The organism is Bradyrhizobium sp. LHD-71 (genome assembly GCF_031157255.1).
Classification (GTDB): Bacteria; Pseudomonadota; Alphaproteobacteria; order Rhizobiales; family Xanthobacteraceae; genus P52-10.
In genome coordinates, this window is record NZ_JAVIFX010000020.1 from 70,975 (window position 1) to 91,571 (window position 20,597).

At 63.1% G+C, this 20,597-nt stretch carries 24 protein-coding genes; 15 read left to right on the plus strand and 9 right to left on the minus strand.

The features are described 5' to 3' along the window. Positions 1–30 precede the first annotated feature (30 nt). A complete protein-coding gene (locus RCO31_RS21650; protein WP_308970576.1) occupies positions 31–888 on the minus strand; it encodes an ABC transporter ATP-binding protein in 858 nt (285 codons plus the stop codon). Positions 889–1,131: 243 nt separating this feature from the next. Between RCO31_RS21650 and RCO31_RS21655 the strand changes: the two genes are divergently transcribed. From RCO31_RS21655 to RCO31_RS21680, 6 genes are all read left to right on the plus strand, one after another. Next, the gene (locus tag RCO31_RS21655; RefSeq protein WP_308970577.1) at positions 1,132–1,845 is read left to right on the plus strand and encodes a GntR family transcriptional regulator; all 714 of its coding nucleotides are present in this window, start codon (positions 1,132–1,134) and stop codon (positions 1,843–1,845) included. A 68-nt stretch (positions 1,846–1,913) separates the two neighbouring features. Further along, positions 1,914–2,693, plus strand: a complete 780-nt coding sequence (locus tag RCO31_RS21660) for an SDR family oxidoreductase (protein ID WP_308970578.1) — start codon at positions 1,914–1,916, stop codon at positions 2,691–2,693. Positions 2,694–2,705: 12 nt separating this feature from the next. Beyond that, on the plus strand, positions 2,706–3,836 hold the full coding sequence (locus RCO31_RS21665; protein ID WP_308970579.1) for a pyridoxal phosphate-dependent aminotransferase: 1,131 nt from the start codon (positions 2,706–2,708) through the stop codon (positions 3,834–3,836). Positions 3,837–3,853: 17 nt separating this feature from the next. After that, the gene (locus RCO31_RS21670) at positions 3,854–4,732 is read left to right on the plus strand and encodes an alpha/beta hydrolase (RefSeq protein WP_308970580.1); all 879 of its coding nucleotides are present in this window, start codon (positions 3,854–3,856) and stop codon (positions 4,730–4,732) included. A gap of 6 nt (positions 4,733–4,738) precedes the next feature. Continuing rightward, the gene (locus RCO31_RS21675) at positions 4,739–5,998 is read left to right on the plus strand and encodes a Zn-dependent hydrolase (RefSeq protein ID WP_308970581.1); all 1,260 of its coding nucleotides are present in this window, start codon (positions 4,739–4,741) and stop codon (positions 5,996–5,998) included. Between the two features lie 16 nt (positions 5,999–6,014). After that, positions 6,015–6,962 (plus strand): cupin domain-containing protein, encoded by a 948-nt coding sequence (locus RCO31_RS21680; RefSeq protein ID WP_308970582.1) that lies wholly within the window; start codon positions 6,015–6,017, stop codon positions 6,960–6,962. 39 nt (positions 6,963–7,001) lie between these two features. Here the strand turns inward: RCO31_RS21680 and RCO31_RS21685 are convergent, their stop codons facing one another. Beyond that, positions 7,002–7,997, minus strand: a complete 996-nt coding sequence (locus RCO31_RS21685; RefSeq protein WP_308970583.1) for a tripartite tricarboxylate transporter substrate binding protein — start codon at positions 7,995–7,997, stop codon at positions 7,002–7,004. Positions 7,998–8,243: 246 nt separating this feature from the next. Here RCO31_RS21685 and RCO31_RS21690 point away from each other — a divergent pair, with 246 nt between their 5' ends. After that, a complete protein-coding gene (locus RCO31_RS21690) occupies positions 8,244–8,549 on the plus strand; it encodes a hypothetical protein (RefSeq protein ID WP_308970584.1) in 306 nt (101 codons plus the stop codon). 106 nt (positions 8,550–8,655) lie between these two features. Here RCO31_RS21690 and RCO31_RS21695 read toward each other — a convergent pair whose 3' ends face one another. After that, a complete protein-coding gene (locus tag RCO31_RS21695) occupies positions 8,656–8,820 on the minus strand; it encodes a hypothetical protein (RefSeq protein WP_308970585.1) in 165 nt (54 codons plus the stop codon). Continuing rightward, on the minus strand, positions 8,817–9,017 hold the full coding sequence (locus tag RCO31_RS21700; protein ID WP_308970586.1) for a hypothetical protein: 201 nt from the start codon (positions 9,015–9,017) through the stop codon (positions 8,817–8,819). The genes RCO31_RS21695 and RCO31_RS21700 overlap by 4 nt, the downstream gene beginning before the upstream one ends. Positions 9,018–9,321: 304 nt before the next feature. On the opposite strand from RCO31_RS21700, the gene RCO31_RS21705 reads away from it, so the two are divergent. Beyond that, on the plus strand, positions 9,322–10,581 hold the full coding sequence (locus tag RCO31_RS21705) for a Glu/Leu/Phe/Val dehydrogenase (protein ID WP_308970587.1): 1,260 nt from the start codon (positions 9,322–9,324) through the stop codon (positions 10,579–10,581). Between the two features lie 144 nt (positions 10,582–10,725). Here the strand turns inward: RCO31_RS21705 and RCO31_RS21710 are convergent, their stop codons facing one another. Continuing rightward, on the minus strand, positions 10,726–11,091 hold the full coding sequence (locus tag RCO31_RS21710) for a nuclear transport factor 2 family protein (protein WP_308970588.1): 366 nt from the start codon (positions 11,089–11,091) through the stop codon (positions 10,726–10,728). A 93-nt stretch (positions 11,092–11,184) separates the two neighbouring features. After that, positions 11,185–12,843, minus strand: coding sequence for an FAD-binding dehydrogenase (locus RCO31_RS21715; protein WP_308970589.1), 1,659 nt, complete (start codon positions 12,841–12,843; stop codon positions 11,185–11,187). A gap of 258 nt (positions 12,844–13,101) precedes the next feature. Here RCO31_RS21715 and RCO31_RS21720 point away from each other — a divergent pair, with 258 nt between their 5' ends. The 5 genes from RCO31_RS21720 (at position 13,102) to RCO31_RS21740 (ending at position 17,200) form a co-directional block, all read left to right on the plus strand. Further along, positions 13,102–13,566, plus strand: a complete 465-nt coding sequence (locus RCO31_RS21720; RefSeq protein WP_308970590.1) for a hypothetical protein — start codon at positions 13,102–13,104, stop codon at positions 13,564–13,566. Positions 13,567–13,691: 125 nt separating this feature from the next. Further along, positions 13,692–13,886: a hypothetical protein gene (locus RCO31_RS21725; protein WP_308970660.1), complete on the plus strand. Its 195-nt coding sequence runs from the start codon at positions 13,692–13,694 to the stop codon at positions 13,884–13,886. A gap of 19 nt (positions 13,887–13,905) precedes the next feature. After that, positions 13,906–14,499: an SCO family protein gene (locus RCO31_RS21730; protein WP_308970591.1), complete on the plus strand. Its 594-nt coding sequence runs from the start codon at positions 13,906–13,908 to the stop codon at positions 14,497–14,499. 42 nt (positions 14,500–14,541) lie between these two features. Next, positions 14,542–15,423 (plus strand): transporter substrate-binding domain-containing protein, encoded by an 882-nt coding sequence (locus RCO31_RS21735; protein WP_308970592.1) that lies wholly within the window; start codon positions 14,542–14,544, stop codon positions 15,421–15,423. A 139-nt stretch (positions 15,424–15,562) separates the two neighbouring features. Next, positions 15,563–17,200, plus strand: coding sequence for a lysine--tRNA ligase (locus RCO31_RS21740; protein ID WP_308970593.1), 1,638 nt, complete (start codon positions 15,563–15,565; stop codon positions 17,198–17,200). A 28-nt stretch (positions 17,201–17,228) separates the two neighbouring features. On the opposite strand, the gene RCO31_RS21745 is transcribed toward RCO31_RS21740, so the two are convergent. After that, positions 17,229–17,855 (minus strand): helix-turn-helix transcriptional regulator, encoded by a 627-nt coding sequence (locus RCO31_RS21745; protein ID WP_308970656.1) that lies wholly within the window; start codon positions 17,853–17,855, stop codon positions 17,229–17,231. Between the two features lie 213 nt (positions 17,856–18,068). On the opposite strand from RCO31_RS21745, the gene RCO31_RS21750 reads away from it, so the two are divergent. Next, entirely contained in the window at positions 18,069–18,413 is a 345-nt protein-coding gene (locus tag RCO31_RS21750) for a DUF952 domain-containing protein (protein WP_308970594.1), read from the plus strand. After that, on the plus strand, positions 18,410–19,507 hold the full coding sequence (locus RCO31_RS21755) for a quinone-dependent dihydroorotate dehydrogenase (protein ID WP_308970595.1): 1,098 nt from the start codon (positions 18,410–18,412) through the stop codon (positions 19,505–19,507). Before RCO31_RS21750 ends, RCO31_RS21755 begins: the two co-directional genes overlap by 4 nt. A 33-nt stretch (positions 19,508–19,540) precedes the next feature. Here RCO31_RS21755 and RCO31_RS21760 read toward each other — a convergent pair whose 3' ends face one another. Together RCO31_RS21760 and RCO31_RS21765 are read right to left on the minus strand one after the other, a co-directional pair. Further along, a complete protein-coding gene (locus RCO31_RS21760; protein WP_308970596.1) occupies positions 19,541–20,275 on the minus strand; it encodes an MBL fold metallo-hydrolase in 735 nt (244 codons plus the stop codon). A 6-nt stretch (positions 20,276–20,281) separates the two neighbouring features. Further along, on the minus strand, positions 20,282–20,584 hold the full coding sequence (locus RCO31_RS21765; protein ID WP_308970597.1) for a DUF6460 domain-containing protein: 303 nt from the start codon (positions 20,582–20,584) through the stop codon (positions 20,282–20,284). Positions 20,585–20,597: the final 13 nt, after the last annotated feature.

Below are 20,597 nucleotides of genomic sequence, written 5' to 3' on the forward strand. Positions count from 1 at the left end.
GCGATTTGGGCTGGTTGTTTGATGCGGCGGTCACGATGTTTGCTCCCGGACGGTAGCCGATTGAAACGACTTGATGCTTTCCTCCTCGATCGCTTCGAGGAGGATGCGCTTCAGGCGGATGAATTCGGGAGCGGTGACGATCTCGGGGCGGCGCGGACGCGGCAGGTCGACGACCTGCTCGAGCTTGACCGAGCCGGGGCGGGCGGTCATCACCAGCACGCGATCGCCGAGAAAGATGGCTTCATCGACGTCATGGGTGATGAACAGAATGGTGCGTCGGTATTTCTGCCAGACGTCCAGCAGCCATCGCTGCATCATCGCTCGCGTCAGCGCATCGAGTGCGCCGAACGGCTCGTCCAGCAGCATCAGGCCGCGTTCGAACAGAAAGGTCCGCATCAGAGCAACGCGCTGGCGCATGCCGCCCGACAGCTGATGCGGATACTGGTTCTCGAAGCCGGCGAGGCCGAACTCCGGAAGCATGCGGAGCGCTTGGGCGCGGGCCTGCTGGCGCGGCACGCCTTCCACCTCGAGGGCGAGGATGGCGTTGTCGACTACGTTGCGCCAGGGCAGCAGCAGATCCCGCTGCGGCATGAAGGAAACCTGGCCGAGCAGGTCCGCCGCATGGCAGCTTCGGCCCTCGAAGCGCAGCACGCCGCCTGTGTCCGGCTCTTCAAGGCCGGCGACGATATTGAACAATGTGCTCTTGCCGCAGCCGCTCGGACCCACGACCGTGACGAACTCTCCACGAGCGATTGTCGCATCCAGCCGCGCCAGCGCCGTGACCTCGCCGAACGTCTTGGTGACTGCGCGCAATTCGAGCAGAGGTTCAGCGGCGTCCTCGAGCGATCCGACGGGCCCGGTCTCCTTGGTTTGCAATCCAGCCTGCACCCGGCATCCTTCGCGTTTGTATTATGAAGACCAATTCGCGCATACGAGCGGCTGCCCGCCGAAATCTCTTAGCAACTCGTGTGCCAGAGCCGGTCTTGCGAATTCAGGCATGGAATTTGCGATGAACTTCAGCAAAGAGGTTGCTGAAGCTGCGGCGACTGCGGCCGAGTCGCGTACTTGCACGGTCTTCGCAGCGGATGATGCAACCTCAATGTATACTCAGATGCGCATTGGAGAGACAAAGTGACTGAGCTCGGTGCACAAAATGGCGGCAAGCGCGCTCAAAATGGGCACGAGAGTCTCCCGCTGACCCCAGGTGAGACCCTGGCGGAGCGGCTGCGCCGGACGCTCGAAGAAGCGATCGCGTCCGGCCGGCTAGAACCTGGCAGCCGCCTCGACGAGCAGGAGATTGCCCTGCGCTTCGGCGTCTCGCGGACGCCTGTGCGCGAGGCGTTCCGGCTGATGGCCGCCAATCAGCTGATCGAGCTGCGCGGGCGCCAGGGCGCGACCGTGCGAACCATCAGGGCGCCGGCGCTCATCGAGATGTTTCAGGTGATGGCCGAGCTCGAAGGGCTGTGCGCAAGGCTCGCCGCGCGTCGGGTGTCGAAGGCCTGGGGTGGCGAAATTTCCGCGGTTCATCAGCGGCTTATTGCGGCTGGTGAGCGAGGCGACATCGACGCCTTTTACGACATCAATCAGGAATTCCACGAGGCGATCTACGAGGCCTCCCGCAACGCCTTCCTGGCCGAACAGACGCGCAAGCTGCGCAACCAGGTGGCAGGCTATCGCCGGCGCGTCACACATATGCCGAACCGGATTGCGGATACGATCCGCGAGCACGAGGCGATTATGCAGGCCATTCTGGCCCATGACGCCGAGCGCGCGCACAGCGCCATGCGCGATCACGTCAACCTGCTCGGCTACAACCTTCTGGACTTTCTTGCCGCCTTCGAATGAGGCTTCGCCTTCCTTGGTATGCAAATTGCTTTCGCTTGTATATCGATTTGCATTCTCGGAGATTTGGCGTGCTACTCAACCTGACAAACAAGACGGCTTTGATCACCGGCGCCTCGAAAGGAATCGGGCTCGCGGTCGCGGAGGTCTTTGCTGCCGAGGGATGTCACCTGCATCTGGCTGCCCGCAACACGGAAGCCATGGTCCAGGCCAAGACAAAGCTCGAAGCCGCGCATGGTGTGAAGGTGACCGTCCACGGTCTCGACCTGTCGAGCACCGCGGCGATGGAGAAGCTCGCGGCCCAGGTCGGCGACATCGATATCCTGATCAACAATGCGGGCGACATCCCGGCCGGCTCGCTCGAGGTCCTCGGCGACGCGGACTGGCGGCGTGGCTTCGACCTGAAAGTGTTCGGCTACATCACCCTGTCGCGCCTCTACTATCCGCGCATGAAGGGCAAGGACGGGGTCATTCTCAACATCATCGGCAATTCCGGTGAGAACTGGGACGCGAGCTACATCGCGGGAAGTACCGGCAATGCGGCGCTGATGTCCTTCACAAAGGCGCTCGGTGGCGCGAGTCTCAACCATGGGGTCCGCGTGATTGCGGTCAATCCCGGCCCGGTCGCCACCGATCGCATGCTGAAGATCATGAAGCGCAAGGCGATCGACATGCTCGGTGACGAAGACCGCTGGGAAGAGCTGTTCGACAAATATCCCGGCAAGCGCCCGGCCTCGTCGGAAGAGGTCGCCGATCTGGTCGCCTTCCTGTCGTCACCGAGGGCCGGCTACATTACCGGCACCGTCGTAACGATCGACGGCGGCATCGCCGCGCGCGGCTCCGTGATCTGAAGACCGGTACCGATGTCCACCGCTCTCATCCGCAATCGCTATTTTGACGAGCTTGCCTCGACGCCGGGCCTTTACTGGTTAGGCCAGAACACCAACCACATCGAAAGCCATCCCGCGGTCACGGAAGCGATGGTGCGTTCGATCGAGGCCGGCGAGTTCAATGCCTACGCGCCGCCGCTTGGTTTCGAAGCATTGCGCCGGGCCATCGTCGAGGACCTCGGCGTCGCCGGCGCCGAGGCGCTGGTGACCGAGGGCGGTGTGAACGCGCTGGCGATGATCTGCCGCGCACGCTGCCGGCCAGGGACGACCTTTGTCACCACCGATCCGACCTGGAAGTGGCCATGCCTGTTCGCACGACAGCAGGGCGCCGAGGTGATCGAGATCCCGATCTACGATCCCGCCTGCGATTACAGGCTGACGCCCGCGGCGCTGAAGGCTCATGTCGATGAGCGCACGGCGATCATCTACCTGGTGGATCCCAACAATCCGCTAGGCATTCGCTACACGGCTGCGGAGATCGAGAGCTTCGCAGCGATTGCCCGCGATTGCGACGCGCTGCTCGTGCACGATTGCACCTATCGTGATTTTGCTGACGGTCACCACCCTGCGCTTCATGCCGCGCCGGAGGGGGCGGTGGTGTCAATGAGCTTTTCGAAGTGGCTCGGTCTCGCCGGCTTGCGGATCGGCGCGCTGATCGCTGCGCCGCATTTATTCGAGGAGTTTGCCCGCACCGCCACCAGCGTGCTGGGGGCGAGCGTGGTGGCGCAACGGGCGGCCCAGGCCGGGTTGTCGGTCAAGCCGGAATGGATGAGCAAGGTCCGAGCGATCGATGCCGCCAATAAAGTCATGATTCGCGACGCGGCCGGCTTGGTCGGTCTGGATCTGCCGATCTTCCCGTCGCACGGCAATTTCCTGGTGCTGGAAACCGCTGGCGCCGGCATCCGTCCCGAGGCATTGGTCGAATGCTATCGCCGCAAGGGGATCATGATCCGCCAGGGCACCTATCATACCGAGCGCTTTGGCGATCGCTTCGTGAAGGTGAGCACCTCGGTGCCCTCGGCGTGGGTTGAGAAGTTCTGCGCGCTGCTGCCCGAGATGGTGGCGCAGGCACGAACGCTGAATGAGCTGCCGCCGCAATTCTAGATTCAAGGAGACGTCAGATGTTGGTCGTCGCAAACGATGGTGTGAAGCTGCATGTGGAAGAGGCTGGCGAAGGCATGCCGATCCTCTTCATCCATGAGTTCGGCGGAAATCACGCGAGCTGGGAGCCGCAACTGCGCTATTTCAGCCGCCGCCACCGCTGCATCACGTATGCTGCGCGCGGCTATCCGCCGTCTGATGTGCCAGAGAGCATTGAGGCCTACTCCCAGGCGCAAGCTGCCGACGATGCGGTCGCCGTCCTCGACGGGCTGGGCATCGACAAGGCCCATGTCGTCGGACTGTCAATGGGCGGCTTCTGTACCGTGCATTTCGGCCTGCGCACACCGGAACGGGCGCTCTCGTTGACCGTCGCCGGCGCTGGCTATGGCTGCGAAAAGGAGTTCGAAGAGTATTTTCGCGGCGTATCGCTCGAGGTTGCAGAGCAATTCCAAAAGCAGGGTGCCAAGGAATTCTCGAAAATCTATGCGCTGGGCGCGAGCCGGGTGCAGTTCCAGAACAAGGATCCGCGCGGCTGGCAGGAGTTCGCCGATCGTCTCGCGACCCATTCCGACCGGGGTGCCGCCAACACCATGCGCGGCGTGCAGGCGCGCCGGCCATCGTTCTACGACCTCGAAGCCGATCTCAAGCAGATGAACGTGCCGACGCTCGTGGTCGTCGGTGACGAGGACGATCACTGCCTGCAGCCGGGCATCTTTCTGAAGAAAACGATTCCGGCCTGCGGCCTTTCCGTGTTTCCGAAGACCGGTCACACGCTGAATCTCGAGGAGCCGGCGGCTTTCAACGCGTTGCTCGCGGAGTTCATTGCGCAGGTCGAGGCAGGGCGCTGGCTGCCGCGCGATCCTCGCGCACTGCCGGGCCAGATCATGCGTACCTCTTGAGCATCGATGCCGGCCTCTGGATCCCTGATCGACGCTGATCGGTTATGGTCGCGGCTGATGGCGCTGGCCGAGATCGGCGCCACGCCGGCCGGCGGCGTCAATCGCCAGGCGCTCAGCGATGGCGAGATCGCAGCCTGGCATCTCATGCTTGGCTGGGCGCAGGAGGCCGGCTTCTCCGCTGCCACCGATGCGGCCGGCAATCTGTTCATCACGCTCGCCGGCCGCGACCCTGCCGCGCTGCCCATCCTTCTTGGCAGCCATCTCGACAGTCAGCCGACGGGCGGCAAGTTCGACGGCGCCGCGGGCGTGCTGGCTGCCTTCGAAGCGGTTGCCGCGCTCGCGGAGCGAGGTGAGACGCCACAGCGCGACCTGATCATCGTCGGCTGGATGAACGAGGAGGGCAGCAGGTTTGCACCCGGCATGATGGGTTCGGAGGCTTTCACCGGCGAACGCAGCCTCGATGTGATCCGCGCGGTGCGCGATACAGGCGGCATCAGCGTCGGCGCCGCGCTCGACCGGCTGCACGCGGCATTTCCGGCATTGCCACGCAAGCCGCTCGGCTTCCCTGTGGCAGCCTATATCGAATTGCACATCGAGCAGGGGCCCGTCCTTGAATCCACGGGACATGTGATCGGCGTCGTCACCGGCATCCAAGGAAAGAAGACGTTCAAAGTCGCGATCGAAGGTGCCGAAGGTCACGCCGGTACGCTGGTGCAGCACCAGCGCCGAGATGCGCTCGCCGCGTTTGCCCGCATCGCAAGCGCGCTTCATGCCGAGATCGGCACCATCGACCCGGCCATCAAGTTCACCATCGGCTACGCTGCAGTTGAGCCCAACGCGCCCTCGGTGGTGCCTTCGCGCGTCACCTTCAGCATCGACCTGCGGCATCCGGACAACGCCGTGCTTGATGCCGCCGGTAACCGCGTTGCCGTTCTCTGCCGCGATCATTCATCACCGTGTGCTGTCACCGTCGTGCCACTGGTCGACGCGCCGTCCAATACGTTCGACGCCGCTTTGCGCGAACGCATCGCGCGCGCAGCGCGAGAGCAGCACCAGCCGGCGATGGCGATCGCGTCGGCCGCCGGCCATGATGCGCGCCATCTGGCGAAGGTCTGTCCGGCCGCCATGATCTTCATTCCGTGCCGGAACGGCGCAAGCCATGTCGAGCATGAATGGGCCGAGCCGGCACATGTTGCGGCTGGCGCGTCGGTGCTGGCGCAGGTGCTGCGCGAGCTGGCCATCAGGGATCATGCGACGGCTGCTTAGTCTTGAGGAGAGCGAGATGCTGAAATCTGTCGACAAGACAATCCATATGGCCGACCTTCCGATGCAACTACCGAACGAGCCGACAGATGCGGCCGGCGCGCGGGCGCGTTTCTTCAATTCCGGCAACGCGTTCAACATCAAGTTGCCGCCGGTGCCGTCCCGCGTATTCGTTGATGAGCCGACAATGGCGCTGGCGGAGAACACTGCGACCGGCTTTGTCGCCTGCGACCAGGCCGGCGCCATGGCCTGTGCGTTTCCGGCGACCACGCCGTTGATGCTTGCGCGCTATGCCACGATCGAAGCGGGCGGCACGCTTGTTTCGGATTTCGCGGCCACGGGCTCGGTCTGGTATGTGATCAAAGGGGGCGGAACCACGGAATGCAACGGCGAGCTGTTGCGCTGGGGCGCGGGCGATGTGTTCGTGCTGCCGGGCGGCATCGCCGCGGTCCATCACGCTGCCGAGCGTGCCGTGCTTTGGCTCGTCAGCAACGAGCCGCAGCTTGCTGTCGATTCCGTCGCGCCCGCTTCGCCGGTGACCGGTCCGATCGAGCCGGTGCACTATCCGGCTGTCGAGATCGAACGACAGATCGCCATCATGTCCGCGACGCGTGCCGATGAAACCATTTCCGGACTGGCGCTGATCTTCTCATCCGACCGCATGGCGGAGAACCGCAACATCATGCCGACATTGACGTTGTCGCTGAATACCCTGCCGACCGGCGAACATCAGCGCGCCCACCGACACAATTCCGCGGCGATCACGCTTGTGCTGCACGGTGACGATTGCTTTTCGATGGTCGACGGACGCCGCTGTGACTGGCAGCCTTGGGCTACGCTCGTGACACCGCCGGGCGCGCCGCATTCACATCACAACAACGGAAACAGCCGGGCGCTGTTTCTGATCGTTCAGGACGGCGGCCTGCACTACCACGCACGCACCATGGGCTTTTCGTTCCTTGAGTGAGCGAGGCGGCCGACTGGTTCCGCAGCCGAAGCACATGCCTCACTCTACCGGGATCTTCGCCTTCTCGATGATGGCTTTCATCTTCGCGCTTTCACTCACCAGGAACTCGGTGAGTTTCTCGCCCGGCATGGGCGGCAAAATCGTCGAGCCGTTATCATCGTAGTACTTGATCGTGGCGGGCTCCTTCATCACCTCGGCGAAGGCAGCGATGAACTTGTCGGCGACGTCCTTGGGCACGCCTTTCGGCATCACCACCGTCGACCAGGGATTGAAGACGATCTGCGGATAGCCGAGTTCGGCGGTCGTCGGCACATCGGGCAGGCTCGGGAGCCGCTTCGCGCCGCTGATTGCGAGCGGCCGCAGCTTGCCCGCATCGATCATGGGTTTCAGAACGACCGAGAACTCCCACATGAAGTCGATCGTGCCCGACATGATGTCCGCGAGCGCAGGCGGCGTCGCCTTGTAGGGAATGTGCACAACGTCGGTCTTCGTGCCCATGGCGAACAGCTCACCGGTGAGGTGCTGGGCGGCCGCCGTGCCGATCGATGCGAAATTGAGCTTGCCGGGATTCTTCTTCGCATGTTCGACGAATTCGGCGAACGTCTTGTACGGCTTGTCGGCAGCGATCACCATGACCAGTGGCGAGGCGGCCATGCCGTAGAGCGGCGTAAACGATTTGATCGGATCGTAGGACATGCTCTTGCGCGTCGCCGGGATGGTCGACATTGGTCCGGAGGATGCGTACAGGAACGTGTAGCCATCGGGCTTCGAATTGGCGACGTATTCCGAACCGACGATTCCGCCGGCGCCCGGCTTGTTCTCCACCACCACCGGCTGGCCGAGCCGCTCGCCAAGCGACTTTGCCGTGAAGCGCGCGGCGTTGTCGGTCACGCCACCGGGCGAGAACGGCACGACCCAGGTGATGGGCCGGTTCGGATAATCCTGTTGCGCAAGGGCCGGTGCCAGGGAAGACGCAAGTGAGTGAAAGGTGAGTGCGAAAAGGGTCGAGCCGACAAGCCTGCTCAAGCGCTTCATTGAACGATCCCCCTCTGTCGTTTTGTCATTCCGCGGTGTTAGGCCCGCGTGAGGTTCACTGTAGGGGCGACGACAGCGAAATCAACTGCCGACCCGAGCATGCATCAGACTCCGCAAGTCTGGGAGACTTTTCCTGACCGGCCATCTGTGCGCCGCATTCGTTCCGTGACGATTCTATTAAATTTGCGGAACGTTTGGATGTTTCGCGCGGTTAGCCAGCACCGACAACCACAAGGGACGTCGATCATGATGAAGTTTGCAGTTCCGATTCTCGCCGGCGCGGCCGCGCTGGTGGCTGGTAGTGCGCAGGCGGCGCCGCTCAGCCCGACGGCGCCTGGGTTCGACAATGGCATCGAAAACGTCCGTACGGTTTGTGACGAATACGGCCGTTGCTGGCGCGACCGCGGTTCGCGGCGCACGATCATCGAGCGAGACTCGTACAACTACTACGGGCCGCGCTATCGGGATCGCCACTACCGCCGTGGACCGGGTGTGCATTTCGATGCGCCGGGTGTCAGCATCGGCATCGGCGGCGGACATCGACACTGGTAAGGGACACCCAAACGAAGCGGCCGCGGCAATGCCGCGGCCGCTTCAATTTCTTTGCGTTGTGATCGGCTCTCCCGTCTCCGAACCGAGTTGGCAACGAACGCTGGGCCTATTCCTGCTTCAAGCTATATTGAGACTCGACGGTGGCGACGGTCGGCGGTGTCAGGGCGTAAAGAAGGCTGAACGTTGTCAGAAGGCTCAGCACCACGAGCCCCACGAGTATGATCGCAGCGTGATCGTTCTTGCGCGCGGGCTTTTGCTCGTCGTGTTTCACGGCTGCGGCCTGCTCTGGCCCGTGGTGCCGGATTCGGTGGCCGTCTGACCTATCTTCGCTTGCGGCGTGTCCTTGCCTCCGCCGCGGTCCACCGGAAACAGCATGTAGAGCGTGGCCATTGCCACGAGCGCAAGCACAGCGAGCGCCGTAATGACCGCGCCGCTGCCCCGGTCGGTTTCAAAATCCTTACCTGCCATCTGCATCTCCATCCTTGCGAGGGCAAACGCACCGCATAGGATCGCGTTCCGCGGGGTGTCCCGCGCGTCACGCAACAGATGTGTTGGATTCCTGCCCAGCGATCGTTCTGAGGGCGACCGTCCAGTTCTCAGTAAGAACATCAAATCCCAAAAAAGCCACTCACTTCATAAAGTTGCTAGTGTCCCTCCCGGTTCTAAGGTTCGCCGACAAAGTCGCCGCAACGTGATGCCAACGTTAGAAGCACCACCCTAGTCAACGCGCGCCGTTTCGTCGACATTGAGAGTTCCCTCAAAGGAGCAGCCGATGACAATCTACAGCGGTCCGGTCTTCGACATGGCGGCGAAGCAGTTCGGCGTCATCGCCGATTATCTCGAAATCCCAGTCGATCAGCGTGACCGTCTGTTGCTACCGAAACGCGCCGTGACCGTTGCTTGTCCGATCCGACGTGACGACGGCACCATTGCGGTGTTCGAAGGCTACCGCGTGCAGCATCACCTCACGCTCGGGCCCACCAAGGGCGGCACGCGCTTTGCCTCCAATGTTGACCTCGGCGAGGTCGCGGCGCTCGCGGTCTGGATGAGTTGGAAGTGCGCGGTCACCGGACTGCCTTACGGCGGCGCGAAGGGCGGCATCGCCGTCGATACGAAGAAGATCTCGCGGCGGGAGCTCGAGGTGTTGGCGCGGCGTTATATGCAGGAACTGATCCCGTTCGTCGGGCCGCACATCGATGTGATGGCGCCGGATATGGGCACCGATGAGCAGGTGATGGCGTGGTTCATGGACACCTACTCCATGCACCAAGGGCGCACTGTAACTGAGATCGTCACCGGCAAACCGGTGAGCGCGGGCGGAACACTCGGCCGCAGGGAAGCGACCGGGCGGGGCGTCGCCCATCTGGCGCGGCGCGTGATGCAGGACCTGTCGATCGAAGCGAATGGCGCGACCGCCGTCGTGCAGGGGTTCGGCAATGTCGGCTCGATCGCGGCGTCGGAATTGCACAAGGCCGGCGTGAAGATCATCGCTGTCAGCGATCATACCACTGCGTTGCACCGGCCAGCCGGTCTCGATGTGCCGGGCCTGATCGCGCATACGGCGCAGCGCGGCAGCCTCGCCGGCTATTCCAATGAGCTCGCGTCCGACCCGAAGAGCATTCTGACCATGCCTTGTGACGTGCTGGTGCCGGCAGCGGTGGAGCGGGTGATCGACGCGAATGTCGCCAATAATCTGCGCTGCCGAATTCTGGCGGAAGCCGCGAACGGTCCGACGACGCCGGACGCCGACCTGATCCTGGAGCGGCGCAAGGATGAGATTTTCGTGATCCCCGACATCATCTGCAACGCAGGCGGCGTGGTCGTCAGCTATTTTGAATGGGTGCAGGACCTGGCCCAGTTCTTCTGGGGTGAAGACGAGGTCATGCGGCGCGAATATCAGATCCTCGACACGGCCTTCAGCAACATGATCGAACGCGCCCGCCGCGACGATATCTATAATCGGACCGCAGCGATGGCGACCGGCGTCGAGCGCGTTCGTGCGGCGAAGAATACGCGCGGGCTTTTTCCGTGAGAGCAGGCGTCATTGCGAGGAGCGCAGCGACGAAGCAATCCAGCGCGGTGCTTGCGGCGGACTCAGACTGGATTGCTTCGCCATAGGCGAGCGAAGCGACGCCGTTCTTCGAACGGCTATGGCTCGCAATGACGGCGATTGGCTTCACGCCGCCTGCGGCACCTGATCGAGGAAGCCGGTCACGCTCTTGAACTTGCCGCCTTCGACAAACGCAAAGTCGGTGCCTTTGATCGGCGCATCGGCGCCTTTTGGACCCAGTGCCCACGAGAAGCGCACGTGGTCGCCGAACCCGTCGGCCTTGCCGATCAGCGCAAAGCTGAATTTAGGAAAGCGCTGCTGCACACCGCCGATCAGCTTGCTGATGTCCGCATGCCCGCTCGCCGTCGCAAGCGGATCGGTGTAGCGCGCGTCGCTTGACCAGGTTGCGGCGAGAATGTCCGCCCGGCGAGCTCCGTCGCGCTCGTTCCAGAGGTCGATGTAGCGCTGTGCGATGGCTTGGGCGTCGGTCATTTACTTTCTCCTTCAGTTCGATTGCCTCAATGCGCACAGCATCGGTCAACGAAAGAGGGAAAGCGATTACCCGCGAGGTAATCGCAACGACGCTCAGGCCACCGCCTTTGCCGCTGCACGGCCGGCGCTGCGGCCCGAAAACAGGCAGCCACCGAGGAAGGTGCCTTCGAGTGAGCGATAGCCGTGCATGCCGCCACCGCCAAAGCCCGCCGCTTCGCCGGCGGCATAGAAGCCTAGCATGATCTCACCATTGCTGCCGAAGACGCGCGACTCCAGATCCGTCTCGAGACCTCCGAGCGTCTTGCGCGTGAGGATGTTCAGCTTCACGGCGATGAGCGGCCCATGGGCGGGATCGAGAATGCGATGCAGCTTCGCGGTGCGGATCAGCCGGTCGCCGATGTAGCGACGCGCGTTGTGAATGCCGATGACCTGGGAATCCTTGGCAAACGGATTGTCGATCTCTCGGTCGCGCGCCTCGATCTGACGCCGGATGTCCTCGAGCTTGAGAAGTTTGCCGGGCACGAGCGCGTTCATCGCGTCGACCAGCTCCGGCAGCGTGTCGCGGACGATGAAGTCCGCTCCGCTGGTCTTGAAGGCTTCGACTGGTGCCGGCGCGCCCTTGTTGGTCGCGCGCTGCGCCGTCATGCGCCAGCTCTTCGAAGTGAGGTCCGGGTTCTGCTCCGAGCCGGAGAGCGCGAATTCCTTCTTGATGATGCTCTGCGTCAGTATGAACCAGGAATAGTCGTGGCCGGTCGCCATGATGTGCTGGAGCTGACCGAGGGTGTCGTAGCCGGGATAGAGCGGCGCCGGCAGCCGCTTGCCGGTTGCGTCGAACCACATCGACGATGGACCGGGCAGGATGCGGATCCCGTGGCCAGGCCAGATCGGGTTCCAGTTGTGCAGGCCTTCAACGTAATGCCACATGCGGTCGCGATTGATGACGCGGGCGCCGGTGCGTTCGGCGATACCGATCATCCGCCCGTCCACATGCGCCGGCACGCCGGACACCATGTGTTTCGGCGGCTCGCCGAGTCGCTTCGGCCAATTCTGCCGAACCAGATCGTGATTGCCGCCGATGCCGCCCGAGGCGATGATCACGGCTTGTGCGCCGAGGGCGAACTCGCCGACGACGTTGCGCGATGAGCTGACGCCGCGTGGTTCTGCGGAGGGTTCAAGAATGGCGCCGCTGACGCCATCGACGACGCCGTTGGTTACGGAGAGCGCATCGACGCGATGGCGGAACCTGAATGTGAGCAGGCCGCGAGCCGCGGCGTCGCGCGCGCGACGAATGAAGGGTTCGACGACGCCAGGACCGGTTCCCCAGCTTACGTGAAAGCGCGGAACTGAGTTGCCATGGCCCATGGCGTCGTAGCCGCCGCGCTCGGCCCAGCCGACCACCGGGAAGATCCGGTGTCCCATGGCTCGCAACCAGCCACGTTTTTCTCCGGCCGCGAACGCGACATAGGCCTCAGCCCAGCGCTTCGGCCAGTAGTCCTCTGCGCGGTCGAAACCTGCCGCGCCGTACCAGTCCTGCAGGGCGAGCTCGAAGGAATCCTTAATGCGGAGGCGCCGCTGCTCGGGTGAGTTCACCAGGAATAATCCGCCGAACGACCAGAACGCCTGTCCGCCGAGGTTCTGCTCGCCTTCCTGGTCGAGCAGAATGACGCGTTTGCCGGTGTCTGCGATTTCGGTGGCAGCGACAAGTCCAGCAAGGCCCGCGCCTACGACGATCACGTCGGTATCGTATGCCATTGTGTTCCCCTGCGTCGCGCAGGAATGAAGCTCCCGGTCGGGAACCCGGTCAAGGCCTGCCGTTCGAGTTCGGAACCATCAGCGATGCCGCAAAAGATGTGTCCATAGTCGTACCAAATTGGGAATTTGGTGCATCTTCTGCGCAACACTGAATTTGAATCTTGTTCGATCGATCGCGCCGATCTAGACAATTGTCAGTACTCGCAAGAAGTTTGGAAACGCCCCGCGCATCACGAATCCGGGGCCATAGGGCAGGACATGAAGATCGTAACGGGTTTGCTCGCGGCGGTTCTCCTTCTGGCAGGTGTCGCTTCGAGCCACGCGATGATGCGCATTGCCGATGACCGCGGCGGCCGGATAGGCACCTACATCGACAAGTACCAAAGCCTCCGCAATTCCAATGAACCCATCATGATCGACGGCCTGTGCGCTTCGGCCTGCACCATCGTGCTCGGCGCCGTGTCGCCGGACCGGATTTGCGTGACATCGCGCGCTAACTTCGGCTTTCATGCCGCTTGGGATTTCGGCGCACGTGGGCAGGCGGTGACAAATCCGGAAGCGACGCGGATGCTGTTTTCGATGTACCCTCCGCACATTCGCCGTTGGATCAACCAGCGCGGCGGGTTGAAGCCGCGGATGATCTTCCTGTCGGGCCGTCAGCTCGCGGGCATGTATCGCCCCTGCTACATGGACGCCCAGGCGTCCTCGCGCGGCCGAAACTAGTTCCAACTGCTATCCCATCGAGGATTAGGGAATGCTGGGGCGGTCTGTCCGCTTGCCCGGCATTCGCGCGCGGCCTATTTGAATAGGCGAGAGCGACGGATCGGCCCGATCGCAGGAGAGCACGCGTGGACGTATCCCGCACCGACGCGGAGCGACAATCGTCGGCGCCTCGCGCGCCCGCGCGACGCGTGCCGGTCGCGCTCGTCGCCGCGCTTGCGGCAGCCGCCGCCTTGCTGGTCGCTGCGGTGCTGCTGTGGGCGCACTACGGAACGGCCGTATTTTTCGAGATGATTGCGGCCGGCATCGCCGCGTGCTTCTGAAGCCAGTCTGGACCGCCCCATGAACGAACGCCTCTCCCGCCCGCTCATTATCGTGGCTGCGTTTGCCGCAAGCCTCGCGATCGGACTTGCGCTGACGCTTTGGCTGCTCGGCGGGCCGCGGGCCGTGACGGCCGCGTCGGCGATCGGCGGTCCGTTCCAGCTCGTCGACCAGGCGGGTCAGGTGGTTACGGACAAAAACCTGCAAGGAAAGCCGACCATCATCTTCTTCGGCTTCACGCATTGTCCTGACGTTTGCCCAACTGCGCTGTTCGAGATGTCGGAGATCCTGCGAGCGATGGGTGACGACGCCAAGCGCGTCAACGCATACTTCGTCTCGGTCGATCCGGAACGCGACACGCCGGCGGCCATGAAGGATTACCTGTCGAGCTTCGATGCCAACCTGAAGGGGCTCACCGGCAGCCCGGAGGCCGTCGCCGAGATCGTGTCGGCCTATCGGGTCTACGCGAAGAAGGTTCCGCTGAAGGATGGCGACTACACGATGGACCACACTTCGCTGATCTACCTGATGGATCGCGACGGCAAGTTCGTCGCGCCGTTTAACATCAAGCGCCGTCCGGAAGAGGCGGCCAGCGATTTGAAGCGTTATCTTTAGAGGGTATAAGCGCAAAGTCACCCGCTGCGCCGGCAAGATTTGATGCCTCAGGTTTTCACGATCATTTTCGCCGTTGCCCTGGCACTTGTGTCGCTGGCTTCTCCCCCTGCGCTTGCCCAGGCGCCAGCGCCGGCGGTTGCGCCCAGTGCCCCGACCGCGGTTCAGGCCGTGCCGGGCTTCTGGGATCCGCGCCGGCGCCCCGACCGGCCCGACCTGACGCGCATTACGGTGATCCGCTTCCTGACCGAGACGGATTATCCGCCTTTCAATTTCACCGGGCCGGACGGCAACCCTGCGGGCTTCAACGTCGATCTTGCGCGGCTTCTCTGCGCCGAGATCAAGGTGACGTGCACGATCCAGATGCGGCGCTTCGAAACGCTTCTGGATTCGCTTGCCGCAAACCGCGGCGACGCGGCGATCGCGTCGATGGCGCCGACGCCGTCGATCCGCCAGCGGGTCGATTTCACCGACCCCTATTACCGCGCGCCGGCGCGCTTCGTCGCCCGCAAGGACACCGTGCTGCCGGAGATACGTCCCGAGTATCTCGAGGCGAAAAAGGTCGGGGTGATCGCCGGCTCCTCGCACGAGGCCTACCTGAAGGCCTTCTTCACCGACGCGGTGATCGTCAGCCTGCCGAACGACGAAGCGTTGCGCCAGGCGCTGCGCCGCAGCGAGGTCGATCTTATTTTCGGCGACGCCATCTCGCTCGCGTTCTGGATCAATGGCACCGATTCCGATGACTGCTGCGCCTTCAGCGGCGGCCCCTTCACCGAGAGCCGGTATTTCGGCGAGGGCATCGGCATTGCCGTCCGCCGCGGCAACGACGTGCTGCGCCAGGCCCTCAACTGGGCCATGTTCCGCATCTGGGAAAAGGGTCAGTACACCGACCTGTGGCTGCGCTATTTTTCGGTAAGCCCGTTTTAGCCATCCGCGGGTCGCGCTGTCCGCCGTCTGCTTGCGAGGCGTGAGCCGATCCGATCGCGCAAAAGCGCCTCAAATTGCGGCCAACCTGTTTGACGGATGCCGTCCGAGACCATAGAGCAGGTCGCATCCGGAGAGATTTATGACCGAGACGTTGAGCCCGCCGGCTGACCTGCGAAAGCTTGCCGAACAGTCGAACGCCTGGCCGTTCGAGGAGGCCAAGAAGATCGTTGCGCGGCTGAAGCGGAAGCCGAAAGACGAGGTGCTGTTCGAAACCGGCTATGGCCCGTCTGGTCTGCCGCACATCGGCACGTTCGGCGAGGTCGCGCGCACGACCATGGTGCGCCATGCCTTTCGCGTGCTGACCGACGACAAGATCAAGACCCGGCTTCTGGCGTTCTCCGACGATATGGACGGCCTGCGCAAGGTGCCGGACAACGTGCCGAACAAGGAGATGCTGGCGGCGCACCTGAACAAGCCGCTGACCAGCGTGCCGGATCCGTTCTCGAACGAATACCCGTCGTTCGGGCATCACAACAACGCGCGGCTGCGTGCGTTTCTCGATCAATTCGGCTTCGACTACGAGTTTGCGAGCGCGACCGACTATTACAAGTCCGGAAAGTTCGACGCGACGCTCTTGAAGATGCTGGAGCACCTCGACAAGGTGATGGCGATCATGTTGCCGTCATTGCGCGAGGAACGTGCCGCGACCTACTCGCCGTTCCTGCCGATCTGTCCGCGTACCGGCGCCGTGTTGTACGTGCCTGTCGTCGCCCACGACGCCAAGAACGGTACGATCTCCTACGACGATCCGGAGACCAAGGAACGCATCACCGTTCCGGTAACGGGCGGCCACTGCAAGCTGCAGTGGAAGCCGGACTGGGCGATGCGCTGGACGGCGCTCGGCGTCGACTACGAGATGTCCGGCAAGGACCTGATCGATTCAGTGAAGCTTTCGGCCAAGATCTGCTCGGCGCTCGGCGGGATCCCGCCGGACGGCTTCAACTACGAGCTATTCCTCGACGAAAAGGGCCAGAAGATCTCCAAGTCGAAGGGCAACGGCCTGACGATGGAGGAGTGGCTTCGCTACGCCTCGCCGGAATCGCTGTCGCTCTTCATGTATCGCGAGCCGAAGTCGGCGAAGCGGCTGTATTTCGACGTGATTCCGCGCAACGTCGATGATTATCAGCAGTTCCTGGACAGCTATCCGAAGCAGGAGACAAAGCAGCGTCTCGCCAATCCGGTCTGGCACATTCATTCCGGCAATCCGCCCAAGATCGACATGCCGGTGACGTTCCAGATGCTTCTGACGCTGGTGTCGTCATCGAACGCGGAGAACGCCGAAACGCTGTGGGGCTTCATTGGCCGCTACCGTCCGGGCGTGACGCCGCAGACGCATCCGAAGCTCGATGCGTTGGTCGGCTACGCGATCAACTATTTCCGTGATTTCGTCCTGCCTGAAAAGAAGTTCCGCGAGCCCACGGCCGGCGAACGCGCGGCGCTTGAGGATCTGCGCAATGCGCTGGCGCAACTGCCGCAGGATGCGAGCGCCGAGGATATCCAGAACGTCGTTTACGAAATCGGCCGCAGGGAGCCGTTCCTCGATCAGGCCAAGAAGGGCAAGGACGGCCGTCCCGGCGTCTCGCTCGACTGGTTCAACATGCTCTATCAGGTGCTGCTCGGCCAGGAGAAGGGGCCGCGCTTCGGCTCGTTCGTGGCCGTCTATGGCGTCGGCAATGCCGTGGCGATGATCGACGGAGCGTTGAAGAGGGGTGAGTAGTAACTAGGTTCTTACTACTTACTTCCCTTTACTGGCTCGCCCAGACGATCCGCGCGATCCACTCGATGTCCTTGTTGGCGATCGTACGGTCGCGGTGGCTGGGATTGAGCGAGGCGAGCTCGACCGATTTTGCGGTGCGGCGGCGCAGCTCCTTGGCCATGACTTCGCCGGCCTTGGTCTTCACCACCACGCGGTCGCCCTTGCGCACCGCTGTGCCGGGCGAGACGATGATGGTGTCGCCGTTTCGATAGGCAGGCCGCATCGAGTCGCCGGAAATCTGCAGGGCATAGGCGTGCTCGTCGCCGACGGAAAGCGTCGCAATCTCTTCCCATCCCTTGCCGACAGGAAACCCTGCATCGTCGAAATAGCCGCCGGTGCCCGCCTGTGCAAAGCCGATCAGCGGCACCGAACGCACCGTCGTCTTTCCGGGTTCGATCAAATCGACGAACGTGTCGATCGACGCGTTGGCGGCGGAAAGCGACTTGGAGACCGACTCGGTCGAAGGCCAGCGTGCACGTCCATCAGGGGTGATGCGCTTCGACTTGTTGAACGTGGTTGGATCGAGCCCCGCGCGCTTGGCGAGGCCGGATGCGGACAGGCCGGCGCGCGCCGCGAGACGATCTATGGCGGTCCAGACTTGTTCATGCGTCAAGATACGAGCTTTGGTCGGCACGACAGAACTCGAGTTTGGGGCTGTTTTTGCTGGTTCTGCTAGGAATTCTAACCTTATAGTGGGGGCGAGCGCAACCCGAACGCGGAAAAACGAGGGTAGATTGCCGCAAATTTGGTACGCACTTGAACGCAACGCCGGCCACCGTTACGGTCGGCGCGCGAACGCGACTTCCAGCGACAATCAAAACGTGTAGCGGTGCCCACGATCTACAAAATTTGTCCGGCCTCGGCCTGGCGTGAAGCCGAGCGGCAGGGTGCCTATCGCGGCAGCGCGGACGACGCCCGGGACGGCTATATCCACTTTTCCACGGCCGCCCAGGTGCCTGGCACCGCTGCGAAGTATTTCACCGGGCAGCAGGGGCTTTTTCTGATCGCAGTTGATGCCGATGCCCTCGGCGACAGTTTGAAATGGGAGCCGGCGCGCGGCGGCGAGCTGTTCCCGCACCTCTATGGCGAGCTTGATTTCGACGCGGTAATTTTGGTGACGGACCTGCCGTTGCGCGCCGACGGTTCGCACGTCATTCCGGAACTTGCCCCGTGATCCGCGCCTTCGACGCCCTGACACTGCCGCTGCTGCGTAAACTCGACGCAGAATACGCGCATGGTTTGGCCATTCGGGGCCTGAGGTTTCTGCCGCCGCCGCGGCTGCGCAGGCCCGACAGCCCGCGCCTTCAAGTGCGCGCCTTCGGCCTGAATTTCCCGAACCCGGTCGGCATGGCCGCCGGCTTTGACAAGAATGCGGAAGCAACCGACGCCTTGCTGCGGCTCGGCTTCGGTTTTGTCGAAGTCGGCTCGGTCACGCCACTGCCGCAGGTCGGAAACCCGCGTCCGCGACTGTTCCGGCTGGAGCGCGATCAGGGCATCGTCAACCGCATGGGCTTCAATAATGAAGGGGCCGAGATCGTGCTGCGGCGGCTGGCAGCGCGTGCGCATCACGGTGGCATCGTCGGCGTCAATGTCGGCGCCAACAAGGATTCGCCGAACCGGACGGCCGACTATGTGAAGCTGATCGAAATCTTCGCGCCGGTCGCGAGCTATTTCACGATCAATATTTCGTCGCCCAACACGCCGGGGCTGCGCAACCTGCAGAAGGCCTCCGCGCTGGACGATCTGCTGGCGCAGGTGATCGAGGCGCGCGAGCGGGTGCGCCGGAATGCCGGCGAGACGCCGGTTCTGCTCAAGATCGCGCCCGACCTCACGCTCGACGAGCTCGACGACGTGGTGCATATCGCGCGCCGGCGGAAGGTGGACGGCATGATCGTCGCCAACACGACGCTCTCGCGCCCGCCGGCCTTGCGCGAGCAGCTTCGCGCCGAGGAGCAGGGCGGCCTGTCCGGCCGCCCCCTGTTCAGGCTCTCCACCCGCATGCTGGCGGAGACCTATGTACGCGTCGAGGGCGCGTTTCCGCTGATCGGCGTCGGCGGCATCGATTCCGGCGGCTCGGCACTGATGAAGATCCGGGCCGGCGCGAGCCTGATCCAGATCTACTCGGCGCTGGTCTACAAGGGGCTTGGTCTTGTCGACGAGATCAAGGCGGACCTGCTTTCGGTCCTGCGCCGGACCAATCGCGAGCAACTGTCGGAAATCGTCGGGGCCGACGCCGCGCAGATCACGGCGGAAGACTGGCCGGTGTGATGTCGCCAAGTGCGCGTCGGCGGCTGCGAATGGCTACAGCTCCACGACCATTCCATCGCTTGCCGCCGTGTAAGGCAGCGTGTCGAGGCGCGCCAGCATGTCGTCGCTCATATGCGTCAGCACGAGCTTCTTCGGCGCGATCCGCGGCAGATGCTCTTCCAGTGTCTTCAGGCTGAGATGGTTCTTGACGGCGCGGTCGTAGGAATAGGCCTCGCAGATGAACAGATCGGCGCCCTGCGCGGCCGGGACCAGCGTCTCGGTCCATTCGGTGTCGGCGCTGTAGGTGATCGTGCGTCCTTCCGTCTCGATGCGGTAGGCAAGAAATGGCCCGCCGGATTCGCCGTGCACCACCGGAAACGGGGTGACCTTCAGGGCGCCGAGGTCCTTGCTCTCTTCCGGCCTGAGCGTGACGACCGACAATTCGAACTTCTGCTTCGTTTTCGACGAGTTCTCGTACAGCGCCTCCATTGCCTGGGTCAGGCGCAGCTCGACCCCTTCGGGGCCTGCGATGATCAGCGGCCGCGTGCGGCGGCTGAACTGCGCATCGAGCATGAGAAAGGGCAGGCCGGCAAAGTGATCGCCGTGGAAGTGGGTGATCAGGATCACGTCGATGTCGTCGCGCACGATGTTGTAGCGCTTCAGCGCGATCAACGACGACGCGCCGCAATCGATGAGGAAATTGGCGCGTGCGCCTTTCACATGAAAGCAGGTGTTGAAACGTCCGCCCGAGCCAAACGCATCACCGCAGCCGACGAACTGGAGCTGCATGGCATATCATCGCTTCGGCGAGTTCATGATCCGCGTGATCAGCCAGATCGGAATGACGATCACCGCGCCGAGCAGGAAGTAGCGCCACACCCAGTTGACTGCGTCGAAGCCGAGATTCCAGATGCTCAAAAACAGGCGGCGGATGCTCTCGATGATGTTCCACGGGTCGAAACCGACCGCCGACAGCACCACGCCGACCAGGATCGACAAGAGGATCAGGCGCACTGCCACGCTGAGCGGCGTGCCGCCGAGGAGGCGCGTCAAATTGTCGGACCGGGCCGCCGGCAATTCCCTGACGTCATCTGGCATCGCTGTTCTCCTT

What these genes read in the sequence shown, in the direction of transcription:
- RCO31_RS21685 (WP_308970583.1), bottom strand. Translation starts at nt 7,997, where the DNA reads ATGAAGCGCTTGAGCAGGCTTGTCGGCTCGACCCTTTTCGCACTCACC.
- RCO31_RS21720 (WP_308970590.1), top strand. Translation starts at nt 13,102, where the DNA reads ATGAAGATCGTAACGGGTTTGCTCGCGGCGGTTCTCCTTCTGGCAGGT.
- RCO31_RS21765 (WP_308970597.1), bottom strand. Translation starts at nt 20,584, where the DNA reads ATGCCAGATGACGTCAGGGAATTGCCGGCGGCCCGGTCCGACAATTTG.
- RCO31_RS21680 (WP_308970582.1), top strand. Translation starts at nt 6,015, where the DNA reads ATGCTGAAATCTGTCGACAAGACAATCCATATGGCCGACCTTCCGATG.
- RCO31_RS21665 (WP_308970579.1), top strand. Translation starts at nt 2,706, where the DNA reads ATGTCCACCGCTCTCATCCGCAATCGCTATTTTGACGAGCTTGCCTCG.
- RCO31_RS21700 (WP_308970586.1), bottom strand. Translation starts at nt 9,017, where the DNA reads ATGGCAGGTAAGGATTTTGAAACCGACCGGGGCAGCGGCGCGGTCATT.
- RCO31_RS21670 (WP_308970580.1), top strand. Translation starts at nt 3,854, where the DNA reads ATGTTGGTCGTCGCAAACGATGGTGTGAAGCTGCATGTGGAAGAGGCT.
- RCO31_RS21715 (WP_308970589.1), bottom strand. Translation starts at nt 12,843, where the DNA reads ATGGCATACGATACCGACGTGATCGTCGTAGGCGCGGGCCTTGCTGGA.
- RCO31_RS21740 (WP_308970593.1), top strand. Translation starts at nt 15,563, where the DNA reads ATGACCGAGACGTTGAGCCCGCCGGCTGACCTGCGAAAGCTTGCCGAA.
- RCO31_RS21735 (WP_308970592.1), top strand. Translation starts at nt 14,542, where the DNA reads ATGCCTCAGGTTTTCACGATCATTTTCGCCGTTGCCCTGGCACTTGTG.
- RCO31_RS21675 (WP_308970581.1), top strand. Translation starts at nt 4,739, where the DNA reads ATGCCGGCCTCTGGATCCCTGATCGACGCTGATCGGTTATGGTCGCGG.
- RCO31_RS21730 (WP_308970591.1), top strand. Translation starts at nt 13,906, where the DNA reads ATGAACGAACGCCTCTCCCGCCCGCTCATTATCGTGGCTGCGTTTGCC.
- RCO31_RS21690 (WP_308970584.1), top strand. Translation starts at nt 8,244, where the DNA reads ATGATGAAGTTTGCAGTTCCGATTCTCGCCGGCGCGGCCGCGCTGGTG.
- RCO31_RS21710 (WP_308970588.1), bottom strand. Translation starts at nt 11,091, where the DNA reads ATGACCGACGCCCAAGCCATCGCACAGCGCTACATCGACCTCTGGAAC.
- RCO31_RS21705 (WP_308970587.1), top strand. Translation starts at nt 9,322, where the DNA reads ATGACAATCTACAGCGGTCCGGTCTTCGACATGGCGGCGAAGCAGTTC.
- RCO31_RS21760 (WP_308970596.1), bottom strand. Translation starts at nt 20,275, where the DNA reads ATGCAGCTCCAGTTCGTCGGCTGCGGTGATGCGTTTGGCTCGGGCGGA.